The 16,404-nt window shown below is 63.2% G+C and carries 22 protein-coding genes and 1 pseudogene; 11 read left to right on the forward strand and 12 right to left on the reverse strand.

Annotated features, from left to right (window positions below; translation table 11 throughout):
• Positions 1-287, forward strand: a 287-nt coding sequence (locus FJ934_RS07005; protein WP_246671447.1) for a WYL domain-containing protein, incomplete at its 5' end; no start/stop codon positions are given.
• Positions 288-349: 62 nt separating this feature from the next.
• On the opposite strand, the gene FJ934_RS07010 is transcribed toward FJ934_RS07005, so the two are convergent.
• The gene (locus tag FJ934_RS07010; protein WP_140608138.1) at positions 350-1,042 is read right to left on the reverse strand and encodes a DUF1013 domain-containing protein; all 693 of its coding nucleotides are present in this window, start codon (positions 1,040-1,042) and stop codon (positions 350-352) included.
• A 77-nt stretch (positions 1,043-1,119) separates the two neighbouring features.
• Between FJ934_RS07010 and FJ934_RS27915 the strand changes: the two genes are divergently transcribed.
• Positions 1,120-1,296, forward strand: coding sequence for a hypothetical protein (locus FJ934_RS27915; RefSeq protein ID WP_181165541.1), 177 nt, complete (start codon positions 1,120-1,122; stop codon positions 1,294-1,296).
• 337 nt (positions 1,297-1,633) lie between these two features.
• Here the strand turns inward: FJ934_RS27915 and FJ934_RS07015 are convergent, their stop codons facing one another.
• Both FJ934_RS07015 and FJ934_RS07020 read right to left on the reverse strand, forming a co-directional pair.
• Complete coding sequence (locus FJ934_RS07015) at positions 1,634-1,774, reverse strand: DUF1127 domain-containing protein (protein ID WP_064987068.1); 141 nt, start codon at positions 1,772-1,774, stop codon at positions 1,634-1,636.
• A gap of 293 nt (positions 1,775-2,067) precedes the next feature.
• Complete coding sequence (locus FJ934_RS07020) at positions 2,068-3,078, reverse strand: NAD(P)H-quinone oxidoreductase (RefSeq protein ID WP_140608140.1); 1,011 nt, start codon at positions 3,076-3,078, stop codon at positions 2,068-2,070.
• Positions 3,079-3,200: 122 nt separating this feature from the next.
• On the opposite strand from FJ934_RS07020, the gene FJ934_RS07025 reads away from it, so the two are divergent.
• The 3 genes from FJ934_RS07025 to FJ934_RS07035 all read left to right on the forward strand — a co-directional run bounded on the left by FJ934_RS07025 (position 3,201) and on the right by FJ934_RS07035 (position 5,025).
• The gene (locus FJ934_RS07025) at positions 3,201-3,395 is read left to right on the forward strand and encodes a DUF1192 domain-containing protein (protein ID WP_140608142.1); all 195 of its coding nucleotides are present in this window, start codon (positions 3,201-3,203) and stop codon (positions 3,393-3,395) included.
• An 87-nt stretch (positions 3,396-3,482) separates the two neighbouring features.
• Positions 3,483-4,730 (forward strand): MFS transporter, encoded by a 1,248-nt coding sequence (locus tag FJ934_RS07030; RefSeq protein WP_140608145.1) that lies wholly within the window; start codon positions 3,483-3,485, stop codon positions 4,728-4,730.
• A gap of 31 nt (positions 4,731-4,761) precedes the next feature.
• Positions 4,762-5,025, forward strand: a complete 264-nt coding sequence (locus tag FJ934_RS07035) for a metalloregulator ArsR/SmtB family transcription factor (RefSeq protein WP_027031521.1) — start codon at positions 4,762-4,764, stop codon at positions 5,023-5,025.
• 34 nt (positions 5,026-5,059) lie between these two features.
• On the opposite strand, the gene FJ934_RS07040 is transcribed toward FJ934_RS07035, so the two are convergent.
• The 5 genes from FJ934_RS07040 to FJ934_RS07060 form a co-directional block, all read right to left on the reverse strand.
• The gene (locus FJ934_RS07040) at positions 5,060-5,524 is read right to left on the reverse strand and encodes an SRPBCC family protein (RefSeq protein ID WP_140608147.1); all 465 of its coding nucleotides are present in this window, start codon (positions 5,522-5,524) and stop codon (positions 5,060-5,062) included.
• Positions 5,521-5,802: a hypothetical protein gene (locus FJ934_RS07045; protein WP_226890426.1), complete on the reverse strand. Its 282-nt coding sequence runs from the start codon at positions 5,800-5,802 to the stop codon at positions 5,521-5,523. Before FJ934_RS07045 ends, FJ934_RS07040 begins: the two co-directional genes overlap by 4 nt.
• Before the next feature lie 13 nt (positions 5,803-5,815).
• A complete protein-coding gene (locus tag FJ934_RS07050) occupies positions 5,816-6,151 on the reverse strand; it encodes a metalloregulator ArsR/SmtB family transcription factor (RefSeq protein WP_140608149.1) in 336 nt (111 codons plus the stop codon).
• Between the two features lie 5 nt (positions 6,152-6,156).
• Positions 6,157-6,813 carry a glutathione S-transferase family protein gene (locus tag FJ934_RS07055; RefSeq protein ID WP_140608151.1) on the reverse strand — a complete coding sequence of 219 codons (657 nt, stop codon included), beginning with the start codon at positions 6,811-6,813 and terminating at the stop codon, positions 6,157-6,159.
• 98 nt (positions 6,814-6,911) lie between these two features.
• Entirely contained in the window at positions 6,912-7,766 is an 855-nt protein-coding gene (locus FJ934_RS07060) for an alpha/beta hydrolase (RefSeq protein WP_140608153.1), read from the reverse strand.
• Positions 7,767-7,857: 91 nt separating this feature from the next.
• Between FJ934_RS07060 and FJ934_RS07065 the strand changes: the two genes are divergently transcribed.
• The 3 genes from FJ934_RS07065 (at position 7,858) to FJ934_RS07075 (ending at position 9,316) form a co-directional block, all read left to right on the forward strand.
• On the forward strand, positions 7,858-8,379 hold the full coding sequence (locus FJ934_RS07065; protein WP_140608155.1) for a helix-turn-helix domain-containing protein: 522 nt from the start codon (positions 7,858-7,860) through the stop codon (positions 8,377-8,379).
• 77 nt (positions 8,380-8,456) lie between these two features.
• Positions 8,457-8,690 carry a hypothetical protein gene (locus FJ934_RS07070; RefSeq protein WP_140608157.1) on the forward strand — a complete coding sequence of 78 codons (234 nt, stop codon included), beginning with the start codon at positions 8,457-8,459 and terminating at the stop codon, positions 8,688-8,690.
• A gap of 194 nt (positions 8,691-8,884) precedes the next feature.
• A complete protein-coding gene (locus FJ934_RS07075; protein WP_140608159.1) occupies positions 8,885-9,316 on the forward strand; it encodes a heme-binding protein in 432 nt (143 codons plus the stop codon).
• Between the two features lie 3 nt (positions 9,317-9,319).
• Here FJ934_RS07075 and FJ934_RS07080 read toward each other — a convergent pair whose 3' ends face one another.
• From FJ934_RS07080 to FJ934_RS07090, 3 genes are all read right to left on the reverse strand, one after another.
• Positions 9,320-9,721, reverse strand: a complete 402-nt coding sequence (locus FJ934_RS07080) for a hypothetical protein (protein WP_140608161.1) — start codon at positions 9,719-9,721, stop codon at positions 9,320-9,322.
• Between the two features lie 346 nt (positions 9,722-10,067).
• On the reverse strand, positions 10,068-10,250 hold the full coding sequence (rpmF, locus tag FJ934_RS07085; protein ID WP_008834724.1) for a 50S ribosomal protein L32: 183 nt from the start codon (positions 10,248-10,250) through the stop codon (positions 10,068-10,070).
• 140 nt (positions 10,251-10,390) lie between these two features.
• The gene (locus tag FJ934_RS07090) at positions 10,391-11,152 is read right to left on the reverse strand and encodes a transglycosylase domain-containing protein (protein WP_140608163.1); all 762 of its coding nucleotides are present in this window, start codon (positions 11,150-11,152) and stop codon (positions 10,391-10,393) included.
• 220 nt (positions 11,153-11,372) lie between these two features.
• Between FJ934_RS07090 and FJ934_RS07095 the strand changes: the two genes are divergently transcribed.
• The 3 genes and pseudogenes from FJ934_RS07095 to FJ934_RS07105 all read left to right on the forward strand — a co-directional run bounded on the left by FJ934_RS07095 (position 11,373) and on the right by FJ934_RS07105 (position 15,548).
• Positions 11,373-12,290, forward strand: a complete 918-nt coding sequence (locus FJ934_RS07095) for a polyprenyl synthetase family protein (RefSeq protein ID WP_140608165.1) — start codon at positions 11,373-11,375, stop codon at positions 12,288-12,290.
• A 55-nt stretch (positions 12,291-12,345) separates the two neighbouring features.
• Positions 12,346-13,102, forward strand: a pseudogene (locus FJ934_RS07100) (SDR family oxidoreductase).
• A gap of 109 nt (positions 13,103-13,211) precedes the next feature.
• Entirely contained in the window at positions 13,212-15,548 is a 2,337-nt protein-coding gene (locus FJ934_RS07105) for a response regulator (RefSeq protein ID WP_140608167.1), read from the forward strand.
• 14 nt (positions 15,549-15,562) lie between these two features.
• On the opposite strand, the gene FJ934_RS07110 is transcribed toward FJ934_RS07105, so the two are convergent.
• Positions 15,563-16,330 (reverse strand): Stf0 family sulfotransferase, encoded by a 768-nt coding sequence (locus tag FJ934_RS07110; RefSeq protein WP_181165542.1) that lies wholly within the window; start codon positions 16,328-16,330, stop codon positions 15,563-15,565.
• Between the last annotated feature and the right edge of the window lie 74 nt (positions 16,331-16,404).

The raw sequence follows: 16,404 nt of genomic DNA on the forward strand, positions 1-16,404 counted from the left end.
TCAAAGGCGGCATGACGAAACTCCTCGCCCTTGTCATTGTCGGTTTCATAGTGATCCAGATCATCAGGCCACTCGGCCTGTGGTTCTGGGGCAAGGTGTGGACGCTGGTCGCTTGGTGCGAGATGCGCGACGATTTCCGCGCCTTCCGCATCGACCGCATCGCCTCGGTGGTCATCGCCGGCCGCATCTTCAAGCCGGAGCGCGGCAAGCAGCTTGCCGATTTCTACCGCGCGGTGGAGCGCAGCGAGGACTACGGCATGGCGCCGGACCGTGCGGCGCGAAGCTGAGAAAAGGATCCCAATAAAAAAGCCCGCGCGAAGCGGGCTTTTTTCATTGGTCTATCGCAATCCTATTCGTCGTCGGTGTCCTCGTTCTTGGACTTCAGCGCCGAGAGCTTGGCGAACACGGCATTGGCGTCAAGCTCGGCATCCTCGTCCTTCGGCTTTTCTGGAGCCGGCACCAGCCGCTCGGTCAGAGCCGCCGGCAAAAGCGTGTCGCCGACCGGCTGCGCCTGTTCGCGGCCGCGCGAGGCGCGGTTGACTTCCATGTCGAGGTCGATCTGCGAGGCGAGACCCAGCGTAACCGGGTCCATCGGTTGCAGATTGGCCGAGTTCCAGTGCTTGCGTTCGCGGATCTGCTCGATCGTCGACTTGGTCGTGCCGACGAGGCGCGAAATCTGCGCGTCCTTGAGTTCGGGATGGTTGCGCACCAGCCACAGGATGGCGTTCGGCCGGTCCTGACGCTTCGAAAGCGGCGTGTAGCGCGGCCCCTTGCGCTTGGATTCGGGCACCCGCACCTTGGGGTCGGAAAGCTTCAGCCGGTGGTTCGGATCCTTCTCGGCGCGCGCGATCTCGTCGCGGGTCAGCTGGCCGGTCATGATCGGATCCATGCCCTTGATGCCTTGCGCCGACTCACCGTCGGCGATCGCCTTGACCTCGAGCGGATGCAGCCCGCAGAATTGCGCGATCTGCTCGAAGGAGAGCGCGGTGTTGTCGACCAGCCAGACGGCGGTCGCCTTGGGCATCAGCAGCGTATTGGCCATTTTAAAAAATCCTTCTCGTTCGCCCGCGTTCCCGCGCGGGCGGTGGTTTAGAGCCACCAAAATGGGAAATTCGCGGCTTGTATAACCGTTCCCTTGCTGTTTCGCAACGTTTTTGGATGCACCCACCTGAAACCACAACCGAGCGGCTACCGGGATCGCTCCGCGCTCTTGAGAAGCGCGACAAGCTGGCTCTGCTGGCGCGTTCCGGTCTTGGCGAATATGCGTTCGAGAAAGGTTCGCCGGCCTTTTGGTGATGTTGGCGCTTGCCGCGGCCTCCATCAGGGCTCGCCCCGCAAAAGAGCCGAAGCCAGCGCGCCGCGGCTGGCGCCAGGTCGAACAGCCCGCCGAACGGCGCAGCGGCAGGATGTGAGGGATTAGGGTGGCAGCCTGTGAGCGGCAGCCGGAACACAATGAACCGGACCAGGGATTCAGGTATTGCCGCGCATGGACAAAGGCCCACTGGAACAGCCATTCGCAAAAAACAAACCCGCTGGACGATGTCCAGCGGGCTCGGAACCGGAGACGACAAACGTCTGCGACAGCTCTACTTCCCGGCATGAGACCGGCCCTGCGGCCGGGTCACGCTTGAAATCAGATCGCCTGACGGGCGATCCTTTCGATGTCGGCGCGGTTGATGCCGAGGTCGCTGAGCTGACGTGCGTTGAGACGGTTCAGTTCGCGCACGGTCTCGTTGTACATGCGCCAGTTACGGAAAGCGCGGATCGGGTTCATGATAGTCCTCCAAATGGGGTGTTCGTTTCGATGCTGCACAGATAGTCATCATCGATCAGGACTTGAACGGCCGATTTTGCATAGCAATGATGCAAATGCTGCATTGCAGCATTAAGCTTCTGTTCACTTTGTAAGCAAGGACGAAACGCCGAGAACGCGTCCCGATTCAGGTCAGGCCCGAGTCGAAAACGGCAGGCTCCGAGAACCTTGAGCGCAGCGTCCTAAAAGTACCTGAACGCCGGAAGCACGGGAGACTGCCGTTTGGAGGCCGGCCTCGCCTGGATCGATGCGTCCTAGCCGACGTCGAGCACGATCTTGCCGATATGATCGCCCTCCTCGATCCGCTCATGCGCCCGCCAGGCATCGGTAAGCGGGAAGATCATATCCATGACGGGAGCAACCTTGCGGGTGCCGAGCAACGGCCAGACCTGCGCTTCCAGCGCCGCTGCGATCGCCGCCTTGAATTCGACGGTGCGCGGCCTCAGCGTCGACCCCGTATGGGTCAGCCGCTTGACCATGATCTTGGAAAAGTCGGCGGTCGCCATTGCGCCGGCCTGAACGGCGATCTGGACGATACGGCCCTCGACGGCCGCGGCCTCGTAGTTTCGCTGGACATAGTCGCCGCCGACCATGTCGAGGATGACATTGGCGCCCTTGCCGCCTGTCGCCCCTTTCACCGCCGAGACAAAATCCTCCTCCCGGTAGTTGATCGCGCGGTCGGCACCGATCTTCAGGCAGGCGTCGCACTTCTCCTTGCTGCCGGCGGTGGTGATGACATAAGCGCCGAAGGCCGAGGCAAGCTGGATCGCCGTCGTGCCGATGCCGGACGAGCCGCCATGCACCAGCAGCGTCTCGCCTTTCTTCAGGCCGCCGCGTTCGAACACATTGTGCCAGACGGTAAAATAGTTTTCCGGCACAGCGGCCGCTTCCGTGTGGGTGAAGCCGGCCGGCAGTGGCAGCACGCTGCCGGAGTGAACCTTGACATATTCGGCGTAGCCGCCACCGGGGGTAAGGGCGCAGACCCGGTCGCCGATGCGCCAGCGCGATATCCCGTCGCCAAGGGCCGCCACTTCGCCCGACACTTCGAGGCCCGGCAGATCCGATGCTCCCGGCGGAGGCGGATAGGCGCCCTTGCGCTGCTGCACATCGGGCCGGTTGACGCCGGCGGCATGCACCTTGATCAGGACTTCGCCGGGGCCGGGCTGCGGCACCTCGCGCGTTTCCGGTTTCAACACCCGTGGGCCGCCCGGCTCCGAGATCGTGATGGCCGTCATCTTCGCCGGAATTGTCTGTCCGCTCGCCATAGTATTTCCCGTCTTCCTCGCCGCTTTTCGATCGGCTGTTTGCATCGACGTCCCTGCCCTATGTATGCTCATTGCCAAATCAGGCAAATGGCCAATCTGGCGTGAGCAAGGGAGGAGCGACGATGGCGATCTTCGACGACGAACCCAGGAAGAAGGCGCGCCCGCACGAGATCGGGCAGGACCTGGCATTGCTTTCCGCCGGCGAACTGTCAGAGCGCATCGGCATCCTGCGCGACGAGATCGCCCGGCTCGAGGCCGAACTCAAGGCAAAGGACAGCACCAAATCAGCCGCTGAGGCGCTGTTCCGCCGCGGATAGGCTGCAGGTCGAAGGTCCGCCGCCGAAAAGCCCGAATGGGACTGTCTTCAGACCTGCCTCCCTCCCAGAGTCCAGCCGGATCAAAAAATGCTCGCAACCTACAGACCGATCCTTTCCCTGCTTCGCGGCACCGCATTCCTGCTGGCGGCATCCGGCCTGCACGGCCTGCTTTTGCCGCTGCGCGGCCAAGTGGAAGGCTTCTCGACTGCCTCGCTCGGCCTGATGGGCACGGCCTGGGCCGGCGGCTTCGTCACCGGCTGTTTCTTCGCACCGCGCCTGGTGCGCCGTGCAGGCCATGTCAGGGCGTTTGGCGCCTTCGCCGCGGCGGGCGCGATCATTGCGCTACTGACTGGCCTCGTCATCAATGAATCTATCTGGATCCTGCTGCGCGCCTTCACCGGCTTCACCATGGCCGGCGCCTTCATGGTCATCGAGAGCTGGCTGAACGAGAAAGCCACCAACGAGAACCGCGGCACCGTCTTCGGCCTCTATATGATGGTCACCTACGCCTCGATCATGGGCGGGCAGATGATCGTCGCCGGCGGCGACGTGAAATCGGCTTCCCTGTTCATGATCACCGGCATCCTGTTCTGCCTGTCGCTGATCCCGACCGCAGTGTCGACGGCATCGTCCCCCAAGCCATTGCAGGACGTCAAGTTGGACGTCAAAAGCCTCTATGCGAATTCGCCCGTGTCGGCGATCGCCTGCCTGCTGATCGGCATCGCCAACGGCGCCTGGGGCACGCTTGGCGCGGTTTATGGCGCCCGCATCGGCATCTCCACCGCCGAGATCGCCTTGATGATGAGCCTGGTGGTGGTTGCCGGCGCCGCCATGCAGCTTCCGGCCGGGCGCCTGTCCGACAAGACCGACCGGCGTTTCGTGCTGGCCGGTGCCGCTTTCGGCGGTGCGCTGGTTGCGGTTCTCATCTTCCTGTTCGAGCCGCGCTCCGCCAGCTTCGTCATCGTGCTGACTGCCGCCTACGGCGCTTTCGCCTATACGCTCTATTCGATCGCCGTGGCGCATGCCAACGACCACGCCAGTGCCGAGGATTTCGTCAAGGTCTCGGGCGGCCTGCTGCTGCTCTATGGTTTCGGCACCATGATTGGTCCCTTGCTGGCGGCAGCGCTGATGGGCTGGATGCGACCGGAGGGCCTGTTCCTGGCCACCGCCTTCGCGCATTTGTCTCTGGCCGGCTATACCCTGCTGCGCATCAGCCGCCGCGCTCCGGTGCCGATCGAGGATCGCGACGCCTTCAAGACGCAACCGGCAGACCGCTCCGTGACCCCGGAAGCATTGCGGCTCGATCCAAGAAGAAAAGCAGAAGCAAGCAGTTGAGATTTGAAAAACTTTGCCTCACAAATGAGGCATGATGTTTTCCGACGCCTTCATGGCGATCGCCGACCCCAATCGGCGCCATCTTCTGGAAGAACTTCGACGCGGTCCGAAGACCGTCAACGAATTGGCGGCTGGGCTACCAGTCTCGCGCCCGGCCGTATCACAGCATCTGAAAGTGCTGCTCGATGCCGGACTGGTCAACGCCAAGGCTGAAGGTACGCGGCGGGTCTACACGGTAAGCAACGCCGGCTTCCTGAAGCTCAACATCTGGCTCGATCAGTTCTGGGAAGCCTGATCCACATCGCCTGATCAGCAACGCACCTCGAAAATCAGGCTTGCCCGTCCAGGAAAGCGCCAAGCGCGTCGAGCAATTCGCCCGTTCCATGCTCGCGCGGGGCTGACGTGTCGTGGCCGTCGAGGAAGACACCCTGCTCCGTCATCACAAGCCGCGTGCCCCCGCCTTCCGCCACGAACTGGATTGTCGCCAGCGACACCGAGACGCGGGTTTCGCCGAACAGCAGCTCATAGCTGTAGACGATGCGCCGGTCTGGCACGATGTCCTGATAGACCGCGTTGAAGAAATGCATCTGCCCATCGCTCGGACAACCGGCATTGACCTCTTTGCCGCCGACGCGGAAGTCCATTTCGTGGCGGCTGGGCGTCGGGTCGTGGGGATCGACGAACCAGTGCCGCTTGGCGTCCGGATCGCTGAACGCCGAGAAGACTTTCGCCGGAGCCACCGGGTAGCTCCGCTCGACGACAAAGGTGGAATGAACAACGGATCGTTCGGTCATGGAGTGGGTCCTCGTTGGTCAACTCGACTGGTTCTGTGGAATGCAGACCCCGCCACGATAGGCAGCGCCGAAATAGACCTCGACGCTGCGCAGCCGGTCGCCGCGAAACGAGTGTCCGGCCAGCACCGGGCGAAATAGGTCGCGCGGCCGATGGCATCGTCACAGGGGCTGGTGAACGTGAAATCGTCCGCCAGTACCGTCTCGGCGACATCACGCTCATTTGCCTGGTAGATGGCAAAATAAAAGCGGATCGATTCCGCTCTGCTTTTGGCGGACATGGCCATTCCTCCTTCAGCTTTCGTCCTTGGTTTGCGCGAGGAAATCGCCGAGCCGATCCAGCCGGCGCTCCCAGGAGAGGCGACGCTCATTGATCCAGTGCTCTGCCGATCTCAGCGCCTGAGGCTCGATCTGGCACGTACGCACCCGTCCAACCTTTTGGGTGCGCACCAGGCCGCTCGCCTCCAGGAGATTGAGGTGCTGGACGACGGCCGACAGCGACATCGCCAGTGGCTCGGCCAGTTGGCTGACGGAGGCGGGGCCGCGCGACAGCCGGTCGACCATCTGCCGCCGCGCCGGATCGGCGAGCGCCTGGAACATCAGGTCGAGCTGGGCGGGATCGTGCAGCATCGCGGTCAGCCGTTGTTGTAGGGGAAGAATTTGAAGTAGGGCTGCGCCTCCTCGATCACCCTGCTGAAGGCGGGACGCTGCAACAGGCGGTCATGGTAGCGCTTGACGGCAGGATATTTGTCGCCGAACGGCTCGACCTTGTTGGCATAGAAGAGCGCGGGAGAAGCCGCGCAATCGGCCATTGTAAAGGTGTCGCCCATCGCCCAGGTCTTCGACCGCATCTCCTGCTCGATGATGGCGTAGGAGTTGCGCAATTGACCGCGCGCCTGCTCGACGCCGAACGGATCGGTCTTGTCCAGCGGCCGCAACCGATCGCCGACGATCTTCTGCATCGGCTCCTGCACATAGAAATCATAGAAGCGGTCGGCCTGGCGGACGGCCAGCGCCAGATCGATGTCGGCCGGAACGAGCTCGACCGGCCCTGGATAGTGCGCGGCCAGATATTCGACGACGATGGTCGATTCCAGCACCGTGCGGTCGCGCGCATCGTCGCGCAGCGCCGGCATCTTGCCGGTCGGCGAAATTTTCAGGAAGGCCGCGCGCGATTGCTCGTCGCCGAGATCGACGATGACCGGCACGAAAGGCGTGGCGTTCTCGTAGAGCGCGATCAACGGCTTCCAGCAGAAAGAGGCCAGGGGATGGAAATGCAGCGTCAGGGACATTCTTTACTCGTCTGTTTCCGGTTCATCGGTGGCCGGCCGGCGCTTTCGCCGGATCAACACTGAAGCATTTACTTAACTATTGCGGCGAACTTCGTCCGTCAAGACCTGCCGCCGCCTCGGTTGGCGTGGACGTGGGCGACGATTGCCGCCGATATCTTCGTCCAGTCGTCCGGATGCAGCTCATGGCCGCCGCCTTCGACACGAAGGAGTTTCGCACCGGCGACCGCCCCTGCCAGCGCCTCGCCGTGCTCGATCGGAAAGATCGGATCCGCCGTGCCGTGAATGACCAGCAGCGGCGCCCTCATCTCGTGCAGGCGGCCATTCCATCGGTCGGTGCCCTTGAGCAGGAAATGATTGGTTGCCCTCAGGAACCCGCCGGACCTGATATAATCCTGTTCGATGAAAGCGCGCGTCCGGGCCGCATCGAAGGGATGCGCAACGCTGGCGATCGCCCTGGCATCCCTGACCATGAAGTCGATCACCTGGCGGCGGTCCGACCAGTCGACATCGGCGCCCTCGGCCGAATGCTCGGTATAGGCATCGCTCGGCCGCGGCAGATGCGAGGTGTCCATTCCCATCGGCGAGCTGCTGATCGTGGTCAGCGACGCGACGCGGGAGGGATGCTTGAGCGCCGCAAGCTGCGCGATCATACCGCCCATCGACATGCCGGCGACATGGGCCTCGCCGATGCCGTGGCTGTCGAGCACACCAATCGCATCGTCCGCCATGTCGTCGAATGTGTAGGGCGGCGCGCCCGGCGGATATTTGGTCGAGCGGCCGGTATCGCGATTGTCATAGCGGATCACGTAGAGCCCGGCACCCGCGAGCTTCCGGCAAAAGGCCTCCGGCCACCACAGCATCGAAGCCATTGCGCCCATGATCAGGAGCAGCGCGGGATTTTCACGGTCGCCGAAGGCTTCCGATACGATCTCGGGGCGATCGATCGCAGTCATTTAGATCCTCCCATACTGATTGCATTTTGAAATCAGTTGCACGATAATAAAACTGATACGATAATGCAACTGGTTTTGCGGAGAGAATCGAATGAGCCTCGATCGCCGGTCCGGCTGCCCGATCAACCTGTCGCTGGAAGTGTTCGGCGACCGCTGGAGCCTGATCATCCTTCGCGACATGATTTTCGGCGGCAGGCGCCATTTTCGCGAACTGCTCAACGGATCGATGGAAGGCATCGCCTCCAACATCCTCGCCGACCGCCTGAAGCGACTGATGGAGCTTGGCATGCTGACCAAGGCCGACGACCCCAGCCACAAGCAGAAGGCGATCTACAGCCTGACCGAGATGGCCATCACGCTGGTGCCGATCCTGGCCCATCTCGGCGCCTGGGGTCGGGTCTGGCTGCCGACCAGCGATGAACTCTCGATCCGCGCCGAGCTTCTGGAAAAGGGCGGACCGCCGATGTGGGAGAAATTCATGGACGAACTGCGCCACGAGCATCTCGGCACGCCGCTCGACACACCGTCCGGCCCTTCTGTCCGCGCGACGCTGCGGGCCGCCTATGAAGCCGTGGTTGCCAGCAAGGCTCTCAGCGCCGGCCCGACCACGTGACCAACTATTTTCCCCGCTAAGAGGCCGGCTCTGCTACAACTATGGAAAATCACACGTGACGGGATTGGATAAGGCTCTTGGTTGAGAACTCTAGGGATACTGCCCGCGCGCGCGCCGATCTGCGCTTCAAGAAGCAGGAAGAGGCGGCGACAGTCCGCCAGAAAGCGATGGCGGAATACGCCGCGGAGAGTGACGCGCGCAAGGCCAAGACCGACAAGCTGAGGGCGCTGCGGCTCGCCAAGGAAGCCGAAGATCTTGCCAACACACCGGCAGTGCCCGCAAAGAAGCCCGCGCGCGCCAAGAAAAAGTAACACGCACTTCCCCGGCTGCCTCGCCAATGGCCTTGAGCCAGTGGCCGTCGACTGCATTGAGATCACGGCATCGGCGCCGTCCAGATAGGGCAGTCCTTCATCCCGCCTTCTCGCAAGAAGCATTTTCAACCCAAACCGGGATTGCGTCGTCCGGCCGGTCGCCGATGATTGTCCATTTCAAACAGGAGACTGCCATGACCGCGCTGCCGCTCGAAAAAGCCATTGAGATCATCGACGCCGCCTTCGCCAAGGGCGCCGACCTCAAGTTCAAACCGCTGGGCGTCTCCGTGCTCGATGCCGGAGGACACCTGGTCGCCTTCCAGCGCCAGGACGGCGCCTCGTTCCTGCGCCCGCAAATGTCGGCCGGCAAGGCCTATGGCGCGCTGGCCATCGGCATGGGCTCGCGCCGTGTCGAGGCCTTCGCCAAGGAGCGCCCGCATCTCATCGCTGGCATCTCCGACGTGTCGGGTGGACGCGTGCTGCCGGTGGTCGGCGGCGTCCTGATCCGCGACAAGGCCGGCACCGTCCTTGGCGCCGTCGGCATTTCCGGCGACACATCCGACAATGACGAGGCAGCGGCCATCGCTGGCATCGAGGCCGCCGGCTTCACCGCCGATCCGGGCTGAGCCTCAATTCAAATTGATGTCCCGGCTGGCTGATCGCATCGAAACCGCGAATCCGGCCAGCACATCGAACAGCGCGATGATCGTCAGCGTGAAGAAGATCGAGTGCGCGGCGCCCTTGACCAGCAGGAACTCGACCAGGAAGGCGACGAAGACCAGCGTCGAGAGAAGATGGTCCATGATCGAGGCGGTGGTCGTGCGCGCCGACTTCACCATTTCGAGGAACAGGAAGATCAGCCCGATCAGCACCATCAGGTCGCCGAGCGTCATCGAGAATACCCCGCCCGACATCATGCGGAACGAGAAGACCTCGCTCGCCCACGGATCGTCACCGCCGCCGAATATCCCGAGCAGGCCGAGATTGTAGAGCACGAAAGGCACGATCAAAAGCGGGACGGCACCGAACATCTGGCGTCTCCATATGGGGGCACCTTCTGTAGAATGCGCCACAGGCATGCCGTCAAGATTTTTCGTGCGCGGCCGCAAACACGGTCGAAGACCGGATGCAACAACCATGTCAGCCGGTTGCCCGGCCGACATGGGAGCAGCCGACAGAGACTTCGACACCTGAAATAGCCGGCGCGCACGGCGGCACCGATGACATTGAAGAGATATGGCCCGCGTCGTCGAGGCGATATCGCGTGCCGGCGCGATCTCGACGATGTCCGTGCCGACGAGACGTCCCTTGCCGACCAAACGCAAAAAGACCGGCCAGAGGCCGGTCTTTTGCAACTCAAACCTTAAAAAGCTTGTCTCAGCTTTCCTTGGGCGTCAGCACCTGGCGACCGCGATACATGCCGGTCTTCAGGTCGATGTGGTGCGGGCGGCGCATTTCGCCGGAATTCTTGTCCTCAACATAGGTCGGGGCCTTGAGGGCGTCGGCCGAGCGGCGCATGCCGCGCTTGGACGGAGAGGTTTTGCGTTTCGGAACGGCCATGGATATGCTCCACTACATGGTCAAAAGCCCCGCCCGCCCTCGTGAAAGGGCCATGTCGGGGCCTAAATCTGAGAAAGTCGGGTGCCTATACACGCCTGACATCGTTTTGGCCAGCACTGCGGTGAATTTTTTTGAGTCGGCTACTCGAGACAGCCGACATAAGCGCCGGAACGGCCGGCACGCCGCTCGATCAGATTGGCGAGTCTCCGAAGGCCCGGCCCCGGCTTTGCCGGATTGCGGGCGATCGGATTGGGCAAGGTGACGGCCAGCAGTGCCGCCTGCCGTCTGGACAACTGCTTTGCCGGAATGCCGAAATGATGCTGCGCCGCCGCCTCGATTCCATAGATGCCCGGCCCCCATTCGGCGATGTTGAGATAGATTTCCATGATGCGCCGTTTCGACATCACGGCGTCGAAATAGACGGCCAGCGGCAGTTCGACGACCTTGCGCACCGAGCCCAGCGGCCGCGACCACAGGAACAGGTTCTTCACCGTCTGCATGGTAATGGTCGAGGCCCCGCGCGTCGCCTCGCCAGCCAGCGCATCGTCGACGACGCCCCTGAGTTCGCCGAGATCGACGCCGCGATGGAAGCAGAACTGTCCGTCCTCCGACATGATGACGGAATGGGCCAGCACCGGCGCCACATCGTCGATCGACACCCAGCGCCGGTCATAGCCGGAGAAGGTCGCCAGGTCCTTCAGCATCAATGTCGAGACCGGGTGCACGAAGGGCGGCAGATAGAGGAATGTCAGCACCGCCGGGATAAGCGCCAGCACGGCGGCCACGACAATGCCGCGCCGGACCCAGCGCCTGAGACTGCGGCGGTTTATGCCGCGCGATCTCGTCGCCATGTCCAGCTTTTCGGTTTCATGATCGACGATCGGTTCCGCCAAGCCGCCCAACCCGTGCTGTGGAGCGCGTTGCGAGATCGCTCCTGTCAGTCATTCGGCGGCGTTGTCGAGAACCGGAGCCGTGCGTACAGTCGAGTACGTGAGCACCGGAAGCGCGGGAAACGCCGTCAGATGACCGTAGGATTGGAGTTTCCCAACGGGCTCTTACCGCTCCGGCATAATGGCGCTTGGCTTCTTGCGCAACGTCTGAGTGTCGGCTACCGGTCCGGCCATGACGAATGACGACGAAATGGCGTTCGAAATGGCGCTCATCAGGCGGGCCGCCGCCGTCGAGGTGCTGCTGCGGCGGTTGCTCGACGACCGACCGCTTTCGGGCGAGATCACGCGGCCCGATCGTCTGATGGCGGCGATGCGCCACGGCGTGCTGAACGGCGGCAAGCGGCTGCGCCCGTTTCTGGTCATGGAAAGCGCTGCCCTGTTTTCCGCCGATGGCGAAGCGGCGCTGCGCGTCGCGGCGGCCCTCGAATGCGTTCACTGCTACTCGCTGATCCATGACGACCTGCCGGCGATGGACGACGATGACCTGCGCCGCGGCCAGCCGACCGTGCACAAGGCGTTCGACGAAGCGACAGCCATCCTGGCCGGCGACGCATTGCTGACGCTGGCCTTCGACATCATCGCCGGCGAGGCGACCCTGCTGCCGGCCGAGCGGCGGGCCGCTTTGGTGCTGGCGCTTGCCCGCGCCGCCGGCGCCGGCGGCATGGTCGGCGGCCAGATTCTCGACCTCGAAGCCGAGCGCATCCCGCCCGACGAAACCGGCATCATAAGGCTGCAGGCGATGAAGACCGGGGCGCTGATCCGCTTCGCTTGCGAGGCGGGTGCCATCATCGCCGGCGCTTCGGCGGAAGACCGTGAGCGACTGGCCGAATTCGGCTCGGCGATCGGTCTTGCCTTCCAGCTTGCCGACGACCTGCTCGATCTGACCGCCGACATCAAGCAGATGGGCAAGGCGACCGGCAAGGACGCCGCCGCCGGCAAGGGAACGCTGGTGGCGCTGCACGGCGCCGACTGGGCGCGCGGCCAGCTGCACGGCCTTGTCGGCCAGGCGCACGCGCTGCTCGAACCCTATGGCGACAAGGCGGCCCTGCTGAGGCAAGCCGCGACCTTCGTGGCCATGCGCAACAGCTGACGGCACCACCGGCGTTCGTGGTACATGGCAAGAGGCAAACGGGAGATCAGCTTCGATGTCATCCAGTCTGTTCGATCTCAGCGGACGCCGGGCGCTCGTCACCGGCTCCTCGCAAAGGCATCGGGTTCGCCTTGGCCAAAGGCCTGGCGCAAGCCGGCGCCAGTGTGGTCCTCAACGGCCGTGACGCCGCAAAGCTTGGCGCTGCGGCGTCGCAGATTCCCGGCGCGCAAACGCTCGCCTTCGACGCCACCGATCATGAGGCGGTCCGCTCGGCGATCGACAATTTCGAGCTGTCCGGCGGTCCGATCGACATATTGGTCAACAATGCCGGCATGCAGTTCCGCACGCCGCTCGAGGACTTTCCCGCCGATGCGTTCGAGCGCCTGCTGCAGACCAATGTCGCCAGCGTCTTCCATGTCGGTCAGGCGGTCGCGCGCCATATGATCAGGCGGGGCCGCGGCAAGATCATCAACATCGCCTCCGTGCAGACGGCACTTGCCCGCCCCGGCATCGCGCCCTACACGGCAACCAAGGGCGCGGTCGGCAACCTGACCAAGGGCATGGCGACCGACTGGGCCAGACACGGCCTGCAATGCAACGCCATCGCGCCCGGCTATTTCGATACGCCGCTCAACGCGGCCCTCGTCGCCGATCCAGCCTTCAGCGCCTGGCTCGAAAAGCGCACGCCGGCCGGCCGCTGGGGCAAGGTGGAAGAGTTGGTCGGGGCCTGCGTGTTCCTCGCCTCCGATGCCTCGTCCTTCGTCAACGGCCACATCCTCTATGTCGATGGCGGCATCACCGCATCGGTCTGATCCGCGGCCGCCACAGGAAACCAGCAATCACGCCAACGAAATCTTAATGTAAATGAAGCGTAATCCGGTCATTAAAATTTAAAATAATGCGTATGTGTTGGGGTTGCGCATGCCGGAATATTCTTCCTTCATCCGGTTTGTCCGGATTCGTTATCTTTCAGGATTGCTGATTTTCGCGCTCGCTTCCACGGCCATCATGGTTGCGCTCGACCGTGTCAATGCCTTTCGCCATGACGTCGATGCGCTGAGCAGCAATCTCGTCGTCTTCACCCGCGACCTGCGCAACGCGACCAGCTTCGCCGAGACCACCGGCTCCGCCTGGCGCAACGAAACGCGCGATGCGCTGACTGCTTCGGCGCGCGCTCATTCCGAACGCCTGACCAGCGAGATCGACACACTGACCGCCCAACTCGCCGCGATACATCAGCGCCTGTCGGTCAAGACCATCGACGAACTCGAAGCCTCCTCGGTCAACGGCGACCTGTTCTGGTCGCCGCGCGACATGGTGCGCAACCTCAACCTGATGTCGGTGGCGCAGAAGGCGGATGAATGGAGCTATCGGGAAATCCGCAACCAGAACGACCTATTTGTCCAGCCGATGCTGGTGCGGGTCCGTACCGCATTGGACGAAGAGCGCCATCTGGCCGACGCTTCCAGCGACAGGCTGCTTTTGTGGGCGAGCGGCCTGCTGTTCGGCGTCCTGGCCATCGTCGCCTTCTGGATCTTCCGGCCGATGGAACAGGCGATCCGCCGCGCCTTCGCCCAATCAGCCGAATCCCTGTTCAAGGCCGAGGCCGCCGACCGCGCCAAGTCCGAATTCCTGGCCAATATGAGCCACGAGATCCGCACGCCGATGAATGGCGTGCTCGGCATGGCCGAATTGCTGGCCAAGACCGAATTGACCCCACGCCAGAAGACCTTCACCGACGTTATCGTCAAATCCGGCAATGCGCTGCTCACCATCATCAACGATATCCTCGATTTCTCCAAGATCAATGCCGGACAGCTGACGCTTGATCCCGCCCCTTTCCGTCTCTCCGAAGCGGTCGAGGATGTCGCGACACTGGTCTCGGCGCGTGTCGCCGAGAAGAACCTCGAGCTGATCGTACGTGTCGACCCGCGCCTGCCGGCCTATGTCGTCGGCGACGCCGGCCGCTTCCGCCAGATCGTCACCAATCTGGTCGGCAATGCGGTGAAGTTCACGGAAAAGGGTCATGTGCTGATCGATGTCGGCGGCGAAACCGTCAACGACGTCGTCCAGCTCAAGCTGCGCGTCGAGGACACCGGCATCGGCATCCCGGCCGAGAAACTGCAGAACGTGTTCGAGAAATTCGCCCAGGTCGATGGCTCCTCGACCCGCCGTCACGAAGGCACCGGCCTTGGGCTTGCCATCGCCGCACGCCTCATCGATCTGATGGCCGGCAAGATCGGTGTCGAGAGCGAGATCGGACGAGGCTCCGTCTTCTGGTTCGCCGTGCCGCTGCCCGTGCACCGTGCCGAGGCGCGCGACGCGATCGTGCCGGTCGACGTCACCGGCGCGCGAGTGCTGGTCATCGACGACAATCCGGTCAACCGCGAGATCCTGCTCGAGCAGCTCAGAAGCTGGAGCTTTGACTGCGCCGCCGCTGAAAGCGGCGCCGTGGGGCTGGCCTTCCTCGATCGCGCCTGCCAGTTGGGCGCCAGCGTCGACTGCATCATCCTCGACTACCAGATGCCCGGCATGAATGGTGCCGATGTCGCCCGGGCCATCGCCGCCGACAGCCGACTGTCGGCCATCCCGATCGTCATCCTGACCTCGGTCGACCAGGTCGATTTCGGCAAGATGATCATCGACTTCGGTATTGCCGCGCACCTGACCAAGCCGGCGCGCTCGGCGGTGCTGCTCGGCACGGTCATTTCGGTCATCCAGAAGGCCCGCTCGCAGGTCGGCAAGGCGCAATTCGTTCGCGAGCCGATCCAGCCACCGCCGGCGGCTCCGCCTGCGTTCACGGTCATCCGGGGGCCAGCCGTGCCGGTCGTGACAGCGCCGGAATCGACTCTCACGCCGAACGGCCCGATAGACATCCTCATTGCCGAGGACAATGACGTGAACCAGCTGGTGTTCGGCCAGATCCTCAACGGGCTCGGCCTCAGCTACCGCATTGCCGGCAACGGCCGCACGGCGGTCGAGATGTACCGGTCGCTGCATCCGAAACTGATCCTGATGGATGTCTCGATGCCCGAGATGAACGGTTACGAGGCAACCCGCGCCATCCGCGCGATCGAGGCTTCGTCGGGCGGCCGCATCCCGATCGTCGGCGTCACCGCGCACGCGCTGAAAGGCGATCGCGACAAGTGCATCGAGGCCGGTATGGATGACTATCTGCCCAAGCCCGTCTCGCCCGATCGCCTCGGCACCAAGATCGGCACATGGCTCAGCGAGACAGTGGTGGCCAAGACCGCCTGAAGCGCGTCATTGCGTCAGGCGAGTGCGTCCAGATGGTAGCGGCGCATCCAGTCCAGGCTTGTCTCGTCGGCGAGCTTTGCGACACCGGGTCTGACATCCTCGGCATTGGGGGCTCGAACGCCCAAGGCTTCGCAGATGCCCAGCAATGCCGCGGCCGGGTCGGCGGAAAGGCGTTCGTAGCCAACCCGCAGCGGCGTGATGCCTTGCTCCGCGAACCACCTGTTCCAGGCTCGATCATAGGCCTCCAACTCGGTGAGCTCAGCCTTGATGCGCTGAAAGTCATACTGCGGTTGCCCCGGAAGCCCGACTCTCTCGATCTCGGTCCCATCGGGAGCGACGTGCCAAAGACCGGTTTGCCGTGCCTTCACCAGGGAGACAGCTTGCGCGAGCTTGTTCGCGCGCGATAAATGTACGTAGAGAACACGGCCAAAGGCCTTTTCGAAACGCGCTCTGTCCGACGCAAGCCCGGGGAAAATCTGGTCGAGTATGGCTGAAAGCTCGTCCAGGTTTTCACGCATCAGGCGCAGGCCGAAGACATCCGTCCCGCCCTTGCCGGCCCTGCCCTTGCCGGCAATGATAGCCGCGTTGAGATAGGCGACGTTGAATTCAAGCTCGCCCATTGTGTCGCGACCGGGCAGCTTCCAATCCTCTACCCACTCCGACATATCCTGCCGTCGGTAGAATGAGTGAGGATCGCCGGCAGTCCGGGTGGACGCCAGTAGCTTGCACAGCAAAGTGCTGCCGGTTCTCGGCGTGCCGCAGATGATGTATGCATCGAACATCCCGCTGCCCTTGTCCTCATCGCAGGCAGGGCAACCCCGGCCAATCCACGTCCCGGTAGGCGAAATTGTTGCCG

This window comes from Mesorhizobium sp. B2-4-12 (assembly GCF_006441575.1).
Lineage (GTDB): Bacteria > Pseudomonadota > Alphaproteobacteria > Rhizobiales > Rhizobiaceae > Mesorhizobium.